Origin of the sequence: Streptomyces sp. BR123, from assembly GCF_013401435.1 — a bacterium.
Lineage (GTDB): Bacteria > Actinomycetota > Actinomycetes > Streptomycetales > Streptomycetaceae > Streptomyces.
Window position 1 is genome coordinate 14,238 of record NZ_JACBGN010000025.1, and the last position, 17,447, is coordinate 31,684.

At 68.0% G+C, this 17,447-nt stretch carries 10 protein-coding genes and 2 pseudogenes; 5 read left to right on the forward strand and 7 right to left on the reverse strand.

Annotated elements, in window-relative coordinates:
* Positions 1-348: 348 nt before the first annotated feature.
* The 7 genes and pseudogenes from HYE82_RS06595 to HYE82_RS37735 form a co-directional block, all read right to left on the reverse strand.
* Positions 349-1,689 carry an arylsulfotransferase family protein gene (locus tag HYE82_RS06595; RefSeq protein WP_218782323.1) on the reverse strand — a complete coding sequence of 447 codons (1,341 nt, stop codon included), beginning with the start codon at positions 1,687-1,689 and terminating at the stop codon, positions 349-351.
* Positions 1,690-2,533: 844 nt separating this feature from the next.
* Positions 2,534-3,324: pseudogene (locus HYE82_RS06600) on the reverse strand (IS5 family transposase).
* A 90-nt stretch (positions 3,325-3,414) separates the two neighbouring features.
* Positions 3,415-4,077, reverse strand: a complete 663-nt coding sequence (locus HYE82_RS06605) for a GPP34 family phosphoprotein (RefSeq protein WP_179172987.1) — start codon at positions 4,075-4,077, stop codon at positions 3,415-3,417.
* 1,046 nt (positions 4,078-5,123) lie between these two features.
* Positions 5,124-6,038, reverse strand: coding sequence for a diacylglycerol kinase family protein (locus tag HYE82_RS06610; protein ID WP_309144220.1), 915 nt, complete (start codon positions 6,036-6,038; stop codon positions 5,124-5,126).
* 223 nt (positions 6,039-6,261) lie between these two features.
* Positions 6,262-6,939, reverse strand: coding sequence for an HdeD family acid-resistance protein (locus HYE82_RS06615; protein WP_179172988.1), 678 nt, complete (start codon positions 6,937-6,939; stop codon positions 6,262-6,264).
* A gap of 97 nt (positions 6,940-7,036) precedes the next feature.
* Positions 7,037-8,164: an AI-2E family transporter gene (locus HYE82_RS06620; RefSeq protein ID WP_179173007.1), complete on the reverse strand. Its 1,128-nt coding sequence runs from the start codon at positions 8,162-8,164 to the stop codon at positions 7,037-7,039.
* An 893-nt stretch (positions 8,165-9,057) separates the two neighbouring features.
* Positions 9,058-9,285: pseudogene (locus tag HYE82_RS37735) on the reverse strand (hypothetical protein); the annotation flags it as partial.
* 287 nt (positions 9,286-9,572) lie between these two features.
* Here HYE82_RS37735 and acnA point away from each other — a divergent pair.
* From acnA to HYE82_RS06650, 5 genes are all read left to right on the forward strand, one after another.
* Positions 9,573-12,287, forward strand: a complete 2,715-nt coding sequence (acnA, locus tag HYE82_RS06630; protein WP_309144221.1) for an aconitate hydratase AcnA — start codon at positions 9,573-9,575, stop codon at positions 12,285-12,287.
* 306 nt (positions 12,288-12,593) lie between these two features.
* Positions 12,594-14,018, forward strand: coding sequence for an N-acetylglucosamine/diacetylchitobiose ABC transporter substrate-binding protein (gene ngcE, locus HYE82_RS06635; RefSeq protein ID WP_179172990.1), 1,425 nt, complete (start codon positions 12,594-12,596; stop codon positions 14,016-14,018).
* 25 nt (positions 14,019-14,043) lie between these two features.
* A complete protein-coding gene (locus tag HYE82_RS06640; protein ID WP_179172991.1) occupies positions 14,044-14,988 on the forward strand; it encodes a carbohydrate ABC transporter permease in 945 nt (314 codons plus the stop codon).
* A gap of 12 nt (positions 14,989-15,000) precedes the next feature.
* On the forward strand, positions 15,001-15,924 hold the full coding sequence (locus tag HYE82_RS06645) for a carbohydrate ABC transporter permease (protein WP_179172992.1): 924 nt from the start codon (positions 15,001-15,003) through the stop codon (positions 15,922-15,924).
* A 220-nt stretch (positions 15,925-16,144) separates the two neighbouring features.
* On the forward strand, positions 16,145-17,347 hold the full coding sequence (locus HYE82_RS06650; protein WP_179172993.1) for an ROK family transcriptional regulator: 1,203 nt from the start codon (positions 16,145-16,147) through the stop codon (positions 17,345-17,347).
* The last annotated feature ends 100 nt before the right edge of the window (positions 17,348-17,447 follow it).

The window sequence follows — 17,447 nt, forward strand, 5'->3', positions numbered from 1 at the left end:
TGGCCTCAAGCCCTGCCGACCCCGTTCGCCCACAGCCGGGGCGCGGGAGCCGGCCCGCGGGCAGGGGCTGTGCGTACGCCGCCCGGGGCGGCCGGGCACCCCGGAGTGCGGCGTGCGCCACTGTTCCGTCGCAGTGAAGGTTGAGCATTCTCACTGAAGGTCGAGTGGCTGGCGAACAGCGGGACCGAAATGCTGTAGGTTCCCGTTTCCCGTGTCGTATTCCGCGCGGCGATGTCGTCGCCATGTCGGATACGACACGGCAGCGGGATTCATGCCTGTCCCGTCGCAACGCAGGCGGCAGATTCTCAGTGCTTCGCCGTTCGTCCGTCTTGGCAGCCCTCGCAAGCGTCAACTGGACAGTTTGACGATGTGGGAGGCCCTGAGGACCTTCCCGGCCGCGTCCAGTGCCCTTACCTGGAAGTAGGGTCCCGGATTGTCCGTTCTGACTGCCGTCTCGAACCCGGACCGTTCGGCGTGTTTCGCGACCACAGCCAGGGAATCGGCGTCCGGTCCGGCCAGCACCTGCCACGCTCTTGTCAGCGTCGACCCGTTCCAGGACGCGAAGACGACGCTGCCCTGGCCGTCGGCCCGTGCCGCGGCACGCGGTGGGTAGTACGGCGTGCCGATCCATTCGTTGCGAAATGCTCGATACGAGATGTTGTTGCCCGGCAGCTTCGCGTCGTACAGCAGGTTCTGTGAGCCGTTGCCCTCGGTGTTGCCCGCACCCGCGTACTCCGAGTAGTACGGGCTCTGCCCCCACCCGATGAATTCGTTGCCGTTGGGAAGGGCCTGGGTGTTTCCCTGGGTTGGCGAGTACAGCGGCGGCTCGTGGTAGTAGGTCTTCGCCGCGGTCGCCCTGCGGTTGTTGAAATCGAGGTTGAGGATCAGTCCGTGTGACTGCTGTTCGGGCTCACCGTCGGGCAGTTCGCAGCAGCCGTCGTCGAACATGCTGATCCGGTTTCCCGGCCGGAAGCGGGCATCGTGCTGCCAGTAGAAGTCCGCGTTCGGGCCGAAGGTGAAGTCGCTCTTCTTGCCTCCGAGTTGCCAGCGGATCTTCCCGGAACTCTTGGAGATGCCGTAGATGGCCCACATGTTCCGGAAGGAGAGCAGCAGCTGGCCGTCAGGGCCCTCGTCGATCGAGTTGACGTGGAAGGGGTCCCACACCCCGTCGGAGGACGACGCGTTCGAGGCGGGTTCCTCGGAGTCGGCGGGGTCGATGTGGTCCAGCGCGTTCCACGAGTAGAGGAGTCTTCCTGTGGCGAGGTCGACCTCCTGGACCTCGCTGTTCAAGATGGCTCCGTCCTCCGGGCCTCCGTAGGGCGTGAGGTCCATGGGCACCGGTTTGGACGCGAGGAACAGGGCGGTGCCTCTGCGGGTCAGGGTGAATTCGTGCTCGTCCGGGTAGTAGCCGTGATGCGCGAAGACCGTCTTCAGCAGGCGGTAGTGGGTGTCGTAGATGTAGTAGCACCCGCCTGGTTCCGGTGCGCCGGCCGGCAGGTTCGTATAGGCGGGGGGAAGGGCGAGGGTCCCCTGCCACCATGTCAGCACCGGCTGTCCCCCGCGCCGGTGTTTGTCGTAATACGTCTGGACCTTGAAGTCGGCGTTCTGGAGGTTGGTGGAGGGCAGGGGGCGGAACCAGACCGGATTTCCGGCGTTGTCATTGATCAGTGCCCCGGTCTGGCCGACCATTTGGTCCGCGCTGAACGGGGCGACGAAGATGTCTCCGCGAGCCGTTCCCGGTCTGTTCGCGAGTACCTTCACCCGCGTGGGATGCAGGCCCGGCTCGGAGACGAAACTCCACACATCCCTGCCCGACAGGATCGGGGGCGGAGTACTTTCCGATGGAGGGAAGGGCGACGTCGCGCACAGGCCGGACGCGCTCTCTTGGGAACTCGACGCGGCCGACGGCACGCAGCTTGCGACCACACACCCCACAGCGAGTGTGCAGGCCCCGACCGTACGACGGGTTCTTCTCCCTGTCCGGCGCTCTCGTGTCACCATTGCCTACCTCCTTGACGTCCGGCCCGCTTTTCTCCGACGGCGGTGTCGCTACGTTTTTGAAGTTTTCGTGAGGTTTTCGTCTTTCGGACCAGAGCGATTATGGATCTTCCTGAGGTGGCGGTAAGCGGCATGGGAAGCCTGCGCCTGCTGAGGGCCACTCAAATAGACCATTCGGCAGGTGCGACCCCAAGCCGGGTAGGTGAGCAGCTCCATCGGATGACTACGCCCGGTCAAGCCTTCCCTCTGCAACGGTGAAGTCACCTGATCCGCGCATCAACCCGAATGGCGCACCGATCCGGCCCTCAGCAGGCGCAGACCCCCCTTGCCCCCTACGTTCAGTGATGAACAGGCAGCCTCACCGTCCTTGGGCTGCGGAGTCACGCACGCCCCGGCGCACTGCAGGAAGCACCGGACGACAAGAAGTCGAAGCAGGACTCGGCTATGAGCGACTCAGACATACACACTCCTCCGCCCGATCCGGCCCTCCGCGCCGCTCTCCCGAAGGAGCCGGACAAACGGGGACTTAGAACCCCTAACGCAATGAGTTGATCTGGCGATGGGTGATCAGGCAGCAGGCGAGCTTGAGGGAGGCTTCGTGGACGTCGGCCCGTCGCTCCCAGCGGACGCGGAGTCGTTTGAAGCCGTGGAGCCAGGCGAAGGTGCGCTCGACCACTTATCGGTAGACGCCCTGGCCGCTGCCGTGGGGTGTGCCGCGTCGGGCGATGACGGGGAGGATCCGGCGGGCCCGGACCTGGTCGCGGTGGACGTAGTGGTCGTAGCCTCGGTCGGCGAAGACCGACTGGGGCGTGCGGCGGGGCCGGGGCCTGCCGCGGACTGGCGGGACGGCGTCGAGCAGGGGCATGAGCTGGGTGACGTCGTTGTGGTTGCCGCCGGTGAGGATGACCGCGAGGGGGGTGCCGTGGCCGTCGGTGATCAGGTGGTGCTTGGAGCCGGCCCGCCCCCGGTCGACTGGCGACGGGCCTGTCTGGAGCCCCCTTTTAACGCCCTGACGTGGCTGGAGTCGACGACCGCTCGCGACCAGTCGAGGCGGGCGGCGGCATTCAGCTCGGCCAGCAGCACCTCGTGCAGCCTCTGCCAGACCCCGGCCTCGTTCCAGTCCCGCAGCCGTCCCCAGCACGTCATACCGGACCCGAAGCCGAGTTCCTGGGGGAGGTGTTCCCACTGGATGCCGGTGTGCAGCACGAACAGGATCCCGCACAGCACCTGCCGGTCCGGGACCGGCTTGCGGCCCGGGTACCTGAACCGCCTCTCTCGCTTCGGCAGGAGCGGCTCGATCCGCTCCCACAGGTCATCCGACACGATCCACGGCGAAGCCCCCTTGGCCCGGACAACGCCGAACTCGCTGACCGGACACGGCCACCAGAACCGATCCACCTCATTGTGTTAGGCGTTCTAACTCACGGCTGTGGCGGCCGTGACCACGGTGACTGCGACCATCGCCGCCTGCATGTCGCGGATGGCAGCGTGTACGCTCTCGGCGGCCCACTGCCCGACGACCACCTCCGCCATCCGCGCGGCGACCTGCTTGCGCGGGCTGTCGGGGAAGGCCAGGCGGTGCAGTTTGGCGGAGTGGATCAGCGCGATCAAGCCCGCCGTCCGTGTGTCCGGCTCGGCACCGCCCAGTACGACGGCGCGGAGCCGTTCCCGCAACTCAGCCTCGACGGTGCCATCGGCCGCGGGATAGCGTCGTATCGGGAACACGCCGAGTGCCTTGTGCTTCTCCTCCAACACGACTCCGCGCTTGCACAAGCTCTCCAGAGCCGCACCGACGGCCTTGGCTTGGTCCTTCGTCAGCCACTCCGTCACCCGTCGCTTCTTGCGACCGTGCAGCCACGTCTCGATCAGTGCCGTCCGGCTGTCGAGCAAATGGTCTCCGGTCGGCGTCGTGTCTGTCAGTTCGAGGTGCTTGCCCGCAACGGACACCCGCCCTGCCAAGACCAGTTCGAGCAGGATCCCTCCCGCCACCGCCCACCCAGCGGCTTGCCGCTGCTTCGTCGACCCGGACTCATCATCCAGGGACAACAGCATGATCTCCTCGGCCAGCGTGATCGCCATACCCACTATCCCAGTGTCCGCCCCGTGATCGCTTTCTCCTGATCAGACGCCCGGAACCGCTAAGGGGTTCCCCCGTCGATTCCGGGCCGGCACGGCCCGGCCCTCTCACCTCATGCCTGGTCCACTGACTGATCCGAACGAAAAGGCCTGGCGGACCAGAGCGTCAGGTTGGAAAGGGCTCACTGTCGCGCTGTTCCAGCAGCCCACAGCACCTCCGATCTGAAGCGGGCTCATGTGCTCGTGGATGCCCCGCGTAGATCGAGGGGCGAGCCACCGGCGTGTGGTGAACCGTCCGTCGGGCCGTCTGTGCAGCCGGCCACGAGCGGCGAGCCTGGTCATCTTCGCCCGCAGCGGCTCCAGCTTCCCGCGCACTGCCACCTCAAGTCCCAGCTCCTCGCCCTCTGCCTTGACCTGCACCGGGCCATCGGCGGCCCGAAGGATCGAGAGGATCCGGCGGTAGCCACCGGGCCGCGTCTCGTCAAGATCATCGCTGCGGTGCGGTCCTGATAGGCCAGACGGTGCAGCACCCGCTCGGCGATCACCAACTCCTCCCGCTCCGCCTCGACTTCCCAAGCCGCTTGCCCGGCTCCTGGGCGAACACGTCCAGCTCGCTCCGGCGAGCCGTGATCCGCTCCACTTCGGACATCGCGGCTCCCTCCCCGCGATCTGGTGGCGTATACACGCGGTGACGGATCGTCAGCGGACCCTCGCGACAGGCGCATCGGAAGCGCGAGAACAGCCCGGCTTCCGAGTCAGACGATCTTCACCGTGGACACCCGCAGACGACCAGCGCGCGCACGGCAAGACGCGCACACCAGCCCCAGTGACCAGCGATTTTTACGATGCGCGCCGGGCAGTGGGCGGCACCTCGGTCAGCGCCTGCACCACACGGTCAGGGTCCCGTCAGCCCGCGCTTTCATGAAGCGGGATGTCCATCAGATGATCCGCGAAGGCGGATGGGGCGAGCGGAGTGCAGCGCGGACGTCACGCTGGGCCGACTCCGGTGGGGAAAGGGACACGGGAGTCTGGCACTCAGGGACTTCCCCTCAGTGGCGCATCGGTCGCTCCGGCGGCATCCCCGGGCGGTCCTTCGGCAGCAGCAAACGGAGGGCACGCGGCCGGATACTGCACACGACGGGCAGAGGAAGCCGCACCGCTTCGCCGTCGATGCCCGCGTCAAGGTGCCGCACCTCGCCGTGCAGCGTGATGTTGGGAGCAGACCAGATGGCGGCCCCATCCCCCGCCGACCCGGCACCGCGCTTGTGCTGTCGCAGTTCGCCGCGCAGATGCCGCAGGAGATCCGGGGGAGCCTGCGCCCGGCGCTTGAGGACGATGACGCCCAGCTGTCCAGTGCTCAAGGAGAAGCGACGCCCCAGCCAACGCGGTGTGGCCAGGTGGTACGGGTTATTGGAGATCAGCACCACCTGCGGGAACTCGACGGTCCCCCATGGCGTGTCCACGCGGGCCTCGACCCACTGCTTGCCCTTGGCATAGTCGGGTGCCACTGCGGCGAACGCGCGAGGCTTGTCCTCCCGGTACCCGGGCTCCAGCAGGGCATCGGCGTACACGCCGAAAGAGACGTTGTTGATGAAGACACGCGAGCCGAGCACGCCCAGGTCCACTTGCACGGGCTCACCGTCGACCAGGGCGTCCAGCGCCCGCCCTGGATCGCGCAGATCGAGGCCCAGGTCCCGGGCGAAGTGGTTGCGGGTGCCCGCCGGGACCACGACCAGCGACCGGCCCGTGTCGGCGGCCACCGCTGCGACTGCCGACACGGTGCCGTCACCGCCCGCGACCCCCAGCACCTGCGCACCCGCCTCGACGGCGTTCCTCGCGAGCGACGTCGCGTCCCCTTCCGCGCTGGTCATCCAGACCTGGGCTCCCATGTCCTCGGCCCGCTGTACCAGGCCGTAACGAGCGGTCTTGCCGCCACCCGAGCGTGGATTCGTCACGATCACCACTCGGGCACGGGTCCGGGCATCGGCCACCACCACACCCCCTCTCGCTGCTCAGGCCGGCCTTCGGCCGCCCGGTCGACGTAGAAAACAACGGTGTGGCGGCGTCCCCGCGCAGGCAGGTTGACGGCGCATCCGTGCGCTGCGGCAGCCGGGCAGACGCTGCGCGCCGCACACGACCGGGTCCAGGGGTGCCGCCCCAAGCGGGGGCTCGGGGTCTCCGCCGTGATCAGTGCTGGGGGTGCGGGCGGTGGAACAGGGGCCGCCGCTCGGCGGCAGTGCCGCCCGGAGCGAGGCGACCGACTTCGACGCGCATCCTGATGGCCTGGAACACTTCGATCACCCCCAGGACCACGGCCATGACGCCCACCGCCAGGGTGAGTGCGGCGATCGAGGTGAACGGCGAGACGATCAGCACGATGCCCGCCAGAGTGCTGACGCCCCCGTAGAACAGCTGCCAGCCGCGTGCCGGCATGTCCTTGGCGGAGGCCGCCGCAGCCGTCACCATGATGCCGCGCAGCAGCCAGCTGAAGCCGATCCACAGGGCGAGGAGAAAGATCGACTGCAGGGTGCCCCGGAAGCAGATCAGCCCCAGCAGGACGGAGAGCGCGCCCGTGAGGAAGTGCAGCACCCGAAGATGCCGGGGGATGTGCGTGCCGAAGGCGGCGGCCAGCTGGAAAACGCCGGTAGCCAGCAGGTAGATGCCGAAGAGTACGCCGACGACCCGCAGCGTCTCCTCCGGCCAGGCGAAGACCACGACGCCCAGGGCGATCGTGGCCAGGCCCGTGGTGAGCAGGATCTGCCAGCCCATGTTCGCCAAGGCGCCCAGGCCTTCGGTCAAGGGGGCGTCCTGTGGCTCGGCGCCGCGCGGGGGGCCGGTGCCCGAGGAATCGGAGGGATGAGTCATGCCGCTGCCTCCTCCTGGAAAAGCAGGGTCGGGCCGTACACCTCCATCGTCACCCAATCGGCTCTGATTCACCTGGCACAGGTCTTCGCAAGCCCGGTCAGGACCGACCGCGGCGGCGCAGCAGTCCACGCAGCCGCGCCCGCAGCGACGGACCGTCCCCGGGCGGGTAACGCCGGCCGTCCTGTGTCTCCAGATCGTCTGCCACGTCGTACCGCTTCACATACGCACCGAAGAACGTCTGCAACGTGGCCACCACCGGAATGGCGATCAGCGTGCCGGCCACACCGAGCAGCGCGGTGCCCGCGATCACGGAGCCGAAGGCCACCGCCGGATGGATGTCCACGGTTGTGGACGTGAGTTTCGGCTGGATCAGGTAGTTCTCGAACTGCTGGTAGACCACGACGAAGGCCAGCACCCACACGGCATACCAGGGGTCGACGGCGAACGCGGCCAGGATGGGCACGGCCGCGGCCAAATAGGTGCCGATGACCGGGATGAACTGCGACACCACGCCCACCCACACGGCGAGCGCCAGGGCGTACGGCACGCCCAGGGCTGCCAGCATGACGAAGTGGGCGACCGCGGAGAGCGCGGCCATCAGCCCACGGGAGTAGAGGTATCCACTCGTCTTGTCGACCGCGATCTCCCAGGCCCGTAGCACCTCGGTCTGCTTGGCCGGAGGCAGCAGAGAGCACAGCGCGCGGCGCAGCCGGGGGCCGTCCACGGCGAAGTAGAAAGCGAACAGGAAGATCGTCAACAGTCGGAACAGACCGCCCAGCACTGAAGCCGAAAAATCAAACACGCCGCCCGCGCTCTTCTGTACGTACGTCCGCAGCCCGTCGGGGCGCAACAGTCGGCCCTGGATGTCGACCCGCGACAGATCGGTGTGGAACGTCCGGTTGATCCAGCCGATGACGGAGTCGAAGTACCGCGGGAAGTGCTCGACGATGCCGCTGATCTGGCCCGCCAGGAACGAGCCGAACAGCACGAAGAACCCCGCCGCCCCGAGGACCACGGCGAGACACACCAGAAAGGCGGCCAGGCCCCGGCGCATCCCCCGGGCCACCATCCGCCCGATCGGCGGCTCGACTCCCAGCGCCAGGAAAGACGCGATCAGAATGCCGACCAGCAGACCAGTAAGCCTGTGGAACGCCCAACTGCCAAGCTGGAAGGAAGCCGCCAACGCAAGGGCAAGCACCATCGCACGCGGAAGCCACCGGGGCATCCGGGCGGAACCCCCCGCTTTTGCGGCCTCCGCCCCGGAAGGCGCGGGCCTGTCACGCGGCTGCGGCTCCTGGCCGGGGTCCGGCTGCGTCATCGACGGTCACAGAGGAGACAAGGGGGCGCAACAGCCCGCTGGGCGGCCTTGGCTGCACCGAGCGGAGGGGCCCCACCCGAACCGACTGCCTGACCAGACCGGACACGTGCTCGCGGGAGAACACGACGGCCACCAGCGTGCCGTCGTGGCCCGGCTCACGAGTGCGTATGGACGACGAATCCGGCACAGGCGCGCGGGTGTCCGACCGGCCACAGGCCAACGGTCCGCACAGAACAGACAGTTCCGGTGGAATGCCGACATCTTTCGGTCTGCTGACCATCACCCTTCTTGTCTAACCTCTGCCACGCCCCCGCGCATGTCCGCGGCGCAGCGTGACCGAGACCGGCGGCGCACAACGGCGCGGTATGGCCGACCGCGCTTGTGGGATCGCGCTGCAGGAGGCTCAGTCCGCCGATCGGGCGCCCGGTGACGAGCCGCCCTGGGGCGTGGCGACTACGGCCACGTCCCGCGCTGTCCTGACCTGCCCGCTGCCAGGGCGCTGCCACGCGAGCGGCAGCCCCCTGCCTGACATGTTCGAATTGATGAGAATCCTCCTTTCAGAGCAATCGGAAGGGTAGGACCATGACGCGGATGACGGACCGCATCACCCAACTGACGGATTGGTCGAAGCACGCACAAGAGCAGGTGCAGAGTGCCATCGCCAAGGATCAGGAGGATCTGGCGGCCGCGATCGAACAGGTTCAGCGGGAGACGGAACAGCGGGCAGAGAAACTCCGCCGCGAGGGAGCCGAGCAGAAGGCCGCCGCTCCTGGCACGGGCGGTGCGGCCGCGATGCGGAACGCGGAACAGGCCCGCTCGGTCGCGGCGAACGCCTGCGCAGTCCGCCCATCGACCTGGCCCTCGGCACGGACATCGCCCACCCGAGCACGGCCGTCGGCCAGCCGAACGAAGTAGTCAGGCGCGTGCCGCCGCCCCTCACCCTCCTCGCGCCAGTGCAGCCAGAACGGCTGGGAGGCGATCCCCACCACGTCCGGGGCGAAGTCCAGCAGAATCAGCCGGTCCCGCTCCGGTCACGCCCCTGCGGCCACGCAACCTTCGCTGAGAATATCGAGCTGCCACCAGCCTTCGCCGAGAATGCTCAACCTTCGCTGCGAGGGATCAGCCATGCCGTGCATGTACCAGGACGCGCCGATGCACTAGGGTTATCTCGACATCGAGATATCTGCCGAAGGCGTACCGCAGCCGCCCCTGCTGGTAAGGATTACCTAACTTAGCCTTACCTTAGCGGATTGGCCACAGGGCGTGGCGGCAGGATTGCGGTTACACGCGCGAATCATGCATGAAGGAGACTGTCGTGTCGGCGAACAGCTTCGACGCCCGCACCACGCTGCAGGTGGGCGACGAGTCGTACGAGATCTTCCGGCTGGACAAGGTCGAGGGCTCCGCCCGCCTCCCGTACAGCCTGAAGGTGCTGCTGGAGAACCTGCTCCGCACCGAGGACGGCGCGAACATCACCGCCGACCACATCCGGGCCCTCGGCAACTGGGACTCGCAGGCCCAGCCGAGCCAGGAGATCCAGTTCACGCCGGCGCGCGTGATCATGCAGGACTTCACCGGCGTGCCCTGTGTCGTGGACCTCGCCACGATGCGTGAGGCCGTGAAGGAGCTCGGCGGCGACCCGTCCAAGATCAACCCGCTGGCCCCGGCCGAGCTGGTCATCGACCACTCCGTCATCGCCGACAAGTTCGGCACGCCGGACGCGTTCACCCAGAACGTCGAGCTGGAGTACGGCCGCAACAAGGAGCGCTACCAGTTCCTGCGCTGGGGCCAGACCGCCTTCGACGAGTTCAAGGTCGTCCCCCCGGGCACCGGCATCGTCCACCAGGTGAACATCGAGCACCTGGCCCGCACCGTCATGGTCCGGGGCGGCCAGGCCTACCCCGACACCCTCGTCGGCACCGACTCGCACACCACCATGGTCAACGGCCTCGGCGTCCTCGGCTGGGGCGTCGGCGGCATCGAGGCCGAGGCCGCCATGCTCGGCCAGCCGGTCTCCATGCTGATCCCGCGCGTCGTCGGCTTCAAGCTGACCGGCGAGCTGCCGACCGGCACCACCGCCACCGACCTGGTGCTCACCATCACCGAGATGCTGCGCAAGCACGGCGTCGTCGGCAAGTTCGTCGAGTTCTACGGTGAGGGCGTCGCCGCCACCTCCCTCGCGAACCGCGCCACCATCGGCAACATGTCGCCGGAGTTCGGCTCCACCGCCGCCATCTTCCCGATCGACGGCGAGACCCTGAAGTACCTGCGCCTGACCGGCCGCTCCGAGCAGCAGGTCGCGCTGGTCGAGGCGTACGCCAAGGAGCAGGGCCTCTGGCTGGACCCGGCCGCCGAGCCGGACTTCTCCGAGAAGTTGGAGCTCGACCTCTCCACGGTCGTCCCGTCCATCGCCGGCCCGAAGCGCCCGCAGGACCGCATCGTCCTGGCCCAGGCCGCCGAGCAGTTCACGCAGGACGTCCGCAACTACGTCGACGAGGTCGACGAGGCGGGCAAGGAGTCCTTCCCGGCCTCCGACGCCCCGGCCATCTCGGCCGGCGCCCCGTCGAAGCCGACGCCGGTCACCCTCGCCGACGGCACCTCCTTCGAGATCGACCACGGCGCCGTCACCGTCGCCGCGATCACCTCCTGCACCAACACCTCGAACCCCTACGTCATGGTCGCCGCTGCGCTCGTGGCCAAGAAGGCGGTCGAGAAGGGCCTGACCCGCAAGCCGTGGGTCAAGACCACCCTGGCCCCGGGCTCGAAGGTCGTCACCGACTACTTCGACAAGGCCGGCCTGACCCCGTACCTCGACAAGATGGGCTTCAACCTCGTCGGGTACGGCTGCACCACCTGCATCGGCAACTCCGGTCCGCTGGACGAGGAGATCTCGAAGGCGATCAACGAGCACGACCTCGCGGTCACCTCGGTCCTCTCGGGCAACCGCAACTTCGAGGGCCGCATCAACCCCGACGTCAAGATGAACTACCTGGCCTCCCCGCCGCTGGTCGTCGCGTACGCCATCGCGGGCTCCATGAAGGTGGACATCACCAAGGACGCCATCGGCACCGACACCGAGGGCAACCCGGTCTTCCTCAAGGACATCTGGCCGACCGAGGCCGAGGTCAACGACGTCGTCGCCAACGCCATCGGCGAGGACATGTTCTCCAAGTCCTACCAGGACGTCTTCGCGGGCGACGCCCAGTGGCAGGCGCTGCCGATCCCGACCGGCAACACCTTCGAGTGGGACCCGCAGTCCACCTACGTCCGCAAGCCCCCCTACTTCGAGGGCATGACGATGGAGACCACCCCGGTCTCCGACATCGCCGGCGCCCGCGTGCTGGCGAAGCTGGGCGACTCGGTCACCACCGACCACATCTCCCCGGCCGGTGCGATCAAGGCCGACACCCCGGCCGGCAAGTACCTGACCGAGCACGGCGTCGAGCGCCGCGACTTCAACTCGTACGGTTCCCGCCGCGGAAACCACGAGGTCATGATCCGCGGTACGTTCGCCAACATCCGCCTGCGCAACCAGATCGCGCCGGGCACCGAGGGCGGCTTCACCCGCGACTTCACCGTCGAGGGCGGCCCGGTCTCCTTCATCTACGACGCCTCCCAGAACTACCAGGCCGCCGGCATCCCGCTGGTGATCCTGGCGGGCAAGGAGTACGGCTCCGGCTCCTCCCGCGACTGGGCCGCCAAGGGCACCGCGCTGCTCGGCGTCAAGGCCGTCATCGCCGAGTCCTACGAGCGCATCCACCGCTCGAACCTGATCGGCATGGGCGTCCTGCCGCTGCAGTTCCCGGAGGGCGCCTCGGCCTCCTCCCTGGGCCTGACCGGCGAGGAGACCTTCGCCATCACCGGTGTGGAGGAGCTGAACGACGGCACCACCCCGCGCACGGTGAAGGTCGCCACCGACTCCGGCGTGGAGTTCGACGCGGTCGTCCGCATCGACACCCCCGGTGAGGCGGACTACTACCGCAACGGCGGCATCATGCAGTACGTGCTCCGCAACCTGATCCGCGGCTGACCACAGCGACGGACCCAGGCTCCACCGAAGGGCCGTATCCCCGCCACGGGGGTACGGCCCTTCGGCCGTCCGGGGGCAGGGCCAGGTTTCGGCGAGGTCTCAACTCGGAAAAGCTGCCAGACATGGCTGCGCATGATCTTGCTCACATGAACGAAAGTGGACTATACCTGTGCGCGTCCGGCTCGCCGCGGCCGTGCGGCGCCGGACGGGGGGATGGGCGGGGAGGCTGCGGCAGCGTCCGCGCGTGCCACAACCGCCTTGAATCCCGGCCTCCTTCACACTTCGGACGAAGGCGAGGACAAGAGCATGGGATCCACTGGCGAGGGCCCGGCCCGCCGCGATCTGATCAAGCGTTTGGCCGCACTCGGACTGGTCTCGGTGCCGGCGATGGGCTTCCTGTCCGGCTGCGCCTCCGGCGGCGACGCCTCGGCGAACGGCCCCGCCAAAGGGCCCGTCACCAAGGAGAACCCTTTCGGCGTAGGCAAGGGCGGCAAGCTCGACGTCGTCATCTTCAAGGGCGGCTTCGGCGACGACTACGCGAAGTCCTGGGAGGCCACCTTCGACAAGAAGTGGGGCACCACCAGCTCCCACCTGGGCACCCAGGAGATCGCCGCCAAGCTCCAGCCCCGCTTCAACGTCGGCAACCCGCCGGACGTCGTGGACGACGCCGGCGCCCAGCAGATCAAGATCGACGTACTGGCCAAGGGCGGCCAGCTCACCGACCTCACCCAGCTCCTCGACGCCCCCTCGCTCGACGACCCGAACCGCCGGATCCGTGACGTCCTGATCCCCGGCACCGTCGAACAGGGCACCCAGGGAGGCAAGTTCGTCGCCCTCAACTACGTCTACACGGTCTACGGCTTCTGGTACTCGGGCAAGCTCTTCAAGGACAAGGGCTGGGCCGCGCCGAAGACCTGGGACCAGTTCCTCGACATCTGCACCAAGGCCCGGGACGCCGGCCTCGGCGGCCTCGCCCACCAGGGCAAGTACCCGTACTACATCAACGTCGTCATCATGGACCTGATCGCCAAGAAGGGCGGTCTGGAGGCCGTGAAAGCCATCGACAACCTGGAGCCGGGCGCCTTCGAGGGCAATCCGGCCGCCCTCGCCGCCGTCGAGGCGGTCTACGAGGTCGTCGAGAAGGGCCTGCTCATGGCCGGCACGAACGGGCTGACCCACACCGAGGCCCAGACCGCCTGGAACCAGTACAGGGCGGCCTTCGTCCCCTCCGGCTCCTGGCTGGAGAACGAGCAGCTCAAGCAGACCCCGGACGACTTCGACATGAAGTTCCTGCCGGTGCCGGTCCTCGCCGACAGCAAGCTGCCCGTCGAGGCCATCCGGGCAGGCGCCGGCGAGCCCTTCATCGTCCCCGAGAAGGCCGCCAACAAGGCCGGCGGCCTGGAGTTCCTGCGGTCGATGCTGTCACGCGAATGGTCCACCCTCTTCGCCCGGCAGGCGAACTCCCTCACCGTCGTCAAGGACGGCGTCGACCCGGCCGTCACGCTGCGGCCGGGCACCCAGTCGGCCGTCGAGGCCGTCAAGGCCGCCGGTACGCACACCTTCAACTACCTGTACCCCGACTGGTACAGCGAAATGGACACCGAGATCCAGAACGCGTCCAATGAGCTGATGGCCAAACGCATCCAGCCGAAGGAGTGGATCAAGCGGGCCCAGGCCGCGGTGGACAAGGCCGCCAAGGACCCGAACGCGAAGAACAACCGCCGCAGCTGACGCCACCGACGGACGGACGGACACCATGAGCCACGTAGCCAGAGGGCGGGGGCGGGCCGGCTTCATCAGCGGCTTCCTCTTCCTGCCGCTCGCGCTGTACCTGACCTTCGTCATCTGGCCGTACGTCCAGACCTTCGGCTACTCCTTCACCGACTGGTCCGGCCAGTCGCCCACCTTCGGCTTCGTCGGCTGGGACAACTACACGGCCCTGCTGCAGGACGAGGTCTTCCTCGGCGCCCTCTGGCACAACCTGCTGCTCCTGCTGCTCGTCCCGGCCCTCACCATCCTGCTGGCCCTCTTCTTCGCCTTCATGGTGAACGCGGGAGGGCGCAGCGGGGCCGGCGGGGTGCGGGGCGTGCGCGGCTCGTCCGTGTACAAGATCGTCTACTTCTTCCCGCAGGTCCTCTCCCTCGCCATCCTCGCCGTCCTCTTCGGCGCGGTGTACCGCAGCGACGAGGGCGGCCTGCTCAACGGCCTCCTGGTCGGGCTGGGACTGGTCGACCCGGCCCACCCCGTCGAATGGCTCAACGAGCCCGACCTGGTGCTGTGGTGCCTGCTGTCCGTGGTCGTCTGGCACGGGGTCGGCTTCTACCTCGTGCTCTTCTCGGCGGCCATGCAGTCCGTGCCCAGGGACATCTACGAGGCCGCCCTGCTCGACGGCGCGGGGCGCGCCCAGACCTTCCTGAAGGTCACGCTCCCCCTGCTGTGGGACGCCGTGCAGACCTCCGCCGTCTACCTCGGCATCGCCGCCATGGACATGTTCGTCCTGGTCTCGACGATGACCTCCGGTCAGTTCGGCGGCGGGCCCGACCACCACAGCGAGGTCATGGCCACGGTGCTGATGCGCAACTTCCTGTACTTCGGCAAGAGCGGCTACGCCTGCGCCATGGGCGTGGTCATGCTCCTGCTGACCCTGGTCCTCTCCGTCGTCACGCTGCGCGCGACCCGCCGCGAGCGCATCGAGTTCTGAGCGGGAGCCCCGATGACCACTGTGATCAAGGCGCCCGGTGAGCGCTCGGACGAGCGGGCCGGCGGCGCCGGGCCGGAGCAGGGCTCCGGCGGCGGCTCCGACGGCATGGCGCTGAACGTCTTCTCGCACGGCTTCCTGGCCCTGTGGGCGGTGCTGATCGTCCTGCCGCTGGTCTGGCTGGCGCTCGGGTCGTTCAAGACAGACTCCGAGATCGGCGGCTCTGCCCTCAGCCGGCCCTCCAACTGGCACCTCGACGCCTTCTCCCGGGCCTGGGACAAGGGCATCGGCGACTACTTCGCCCACACGCTGATCGTCATGGCCTTCTCGGTGCCGCTGACGATGCTGCTCGGTTCGATGGCCGCGTACGTGCTGGCCCGCTACCCCTTCCCGGGCAACCGGGTCGTCTACTACTTCTTCGTCAGCGGGGCCATGTTCCCCGTCTTCCTGGCGCTCGTCCCGCTGTTCTTCATGGTCAAGCGCCTCGACCTGCTCAACACCCACCAGGGCCTGATCCTGGTCTACGTCGCCTACTCGATGCCGTTCACGGTCTTCTTCATGCACTCGTTCTTCCGCACGCTGCCGACGGCCGTGCACGAGGCGGCGGTGATCGACGGGGCCTCCGACACCCGGATCTTCTTCCGGGTGATGCTGCCGATGGCCAAGCCGGGCCTGATCAGCGTCGGGATCTTCAACGTACTGGGCCAGTGGAACCAGTACATCCTGCCGTCCGTGCTGATGCAGCCGCAGACCGGATCGGACCCGGAGCGCTACATGCTCACCCAGGGCCTGATCCAGCTCCAGTACCAGATGGGCTACGAGACGGACCTGCCGGTGCTCTTCGCCGGTGTGACCATCGCCATGGTCCCGATGCTCGTGGTGTACCTGTCCTTCCAGCGCCAGATCCAGGCCGGCCTGACCTCCTCCACCCTCAAGTAGCACATGAGGCCGTCACAGCACGATCTAGAAGGATGTCTCTCATACTTATGACCGATAAGGGCAGAATCGTGCTGTGTCCGCCTCTTGACGTGTGGATGCCCAAGAGCTCGACTTAGGGTTCACAAGTTGGAGAGACGCCGGCGTCTCGGAGACTCCAGTCCGCGATGGCCGGCCGGGGGGCGACGGCCGGCCGTCGCTTATGGGCAGGAGTGGATGAGTCGTGCAGACTCCCGGATCGCAGTCTTCACTGCACCGTGCGAATCTCGAGCGGGTCGTGCGGGCGGTGCGGCTCGCGGGTTCGCTGACCCAGGCGGAGATCGCCCGGTCCACCGGACTGTCGGCGGCCACGGTCTCCAACATCGTCCGCGAACTCAAGGACGGCGGGACCGTCGAGGTCACGGACACCTCGTCCGGCGGCCGCAGGGCGCGCAGCGTCTCCCTCAGCGGCGACGCGGGCATCGTGATCGGCGTGGACTTCGGCCACACCCACCTGCGGGTGGCGGTGGGCAACCTGGCCCACCGGGTGCTGGCCGAGGAGTCCGCCCCGATGGACGTGGACGCGTCCTGGGCGGACGGCTTCGACCGGGCGGAAGCGCTGGTCGGACAGCTGATCGCGAGTATCGGGGTGGGCCTGGAGAAGGTCATCGGCGTGGGCCTGGGCGTGCCCGGACCGATCGACGTGGAGTCCGGGACGCTCGGCTCCACCGCGATCCTGCCGGGCTGGGCCGGGATCAACCCCCGCCAGGAGCTCTCCCAGCGCCTCGGCGTGCCCGTGTACGTGGACAACGACGCCAACCTCGGCGCCCTCGGCGAGCTGGTGTGGGGGAGCGGCCGCGGGGTGAAGGACCTGGCGTACATCAAGGTGGCCAGCGGCGTCGGTGCCGGCCTGGTGATAAACGGGCAGATCTACCGGGGGCCCGGCGGCACGGCCGGGGAGATCGGGCACATCACGCTGGACGAGTCGGGCCCGGTCTGCCGCTGCGGCAACCGCGGCTGCCTGGAGACCTTCGCCGCCGCCCGCTACGTCCTGCCGCTGCTCCAGGGCACGCACGGGCCCGGACTCACCATGGAGCGGGTCGTGGAACTGGCCCGGGAGGGCGACCCCGGATGCCGCCGGGTCATCGCCGACGTGGGCCGCCACGTGGGCAGTGGTGTCGCGAACCTCTGCAACGTCCTGAACCCGAGCCGGGTCGTCCTCGGAGGTTCCCTGGCCGATGCCGGCGAGCTGGTCCTGGCCCCCATACGCGAGTCCGTGGGACGGTACGCGATCCCCAGCGCGGCGCGTCAACTCTCCGTTCTCACGGGCTCGTTGGGCAGTCGTGCCGAGGTGCTGGGGGCGCTGGCCCTGGTGCTCAGCGAGATGGGTGATTCAACCCTTCTGGCCGATTCGTCGTCGCTGAAGCTCTTGCCTTCAGTTAGATAACGGATGGCACCGTTGTCATCTCGTTAAGGATTCACTCCTTGACGACAAACTCGCGGCCGAGGTTGACTCCATCACACCTCGGCCGCACCGTCGCGGCCTC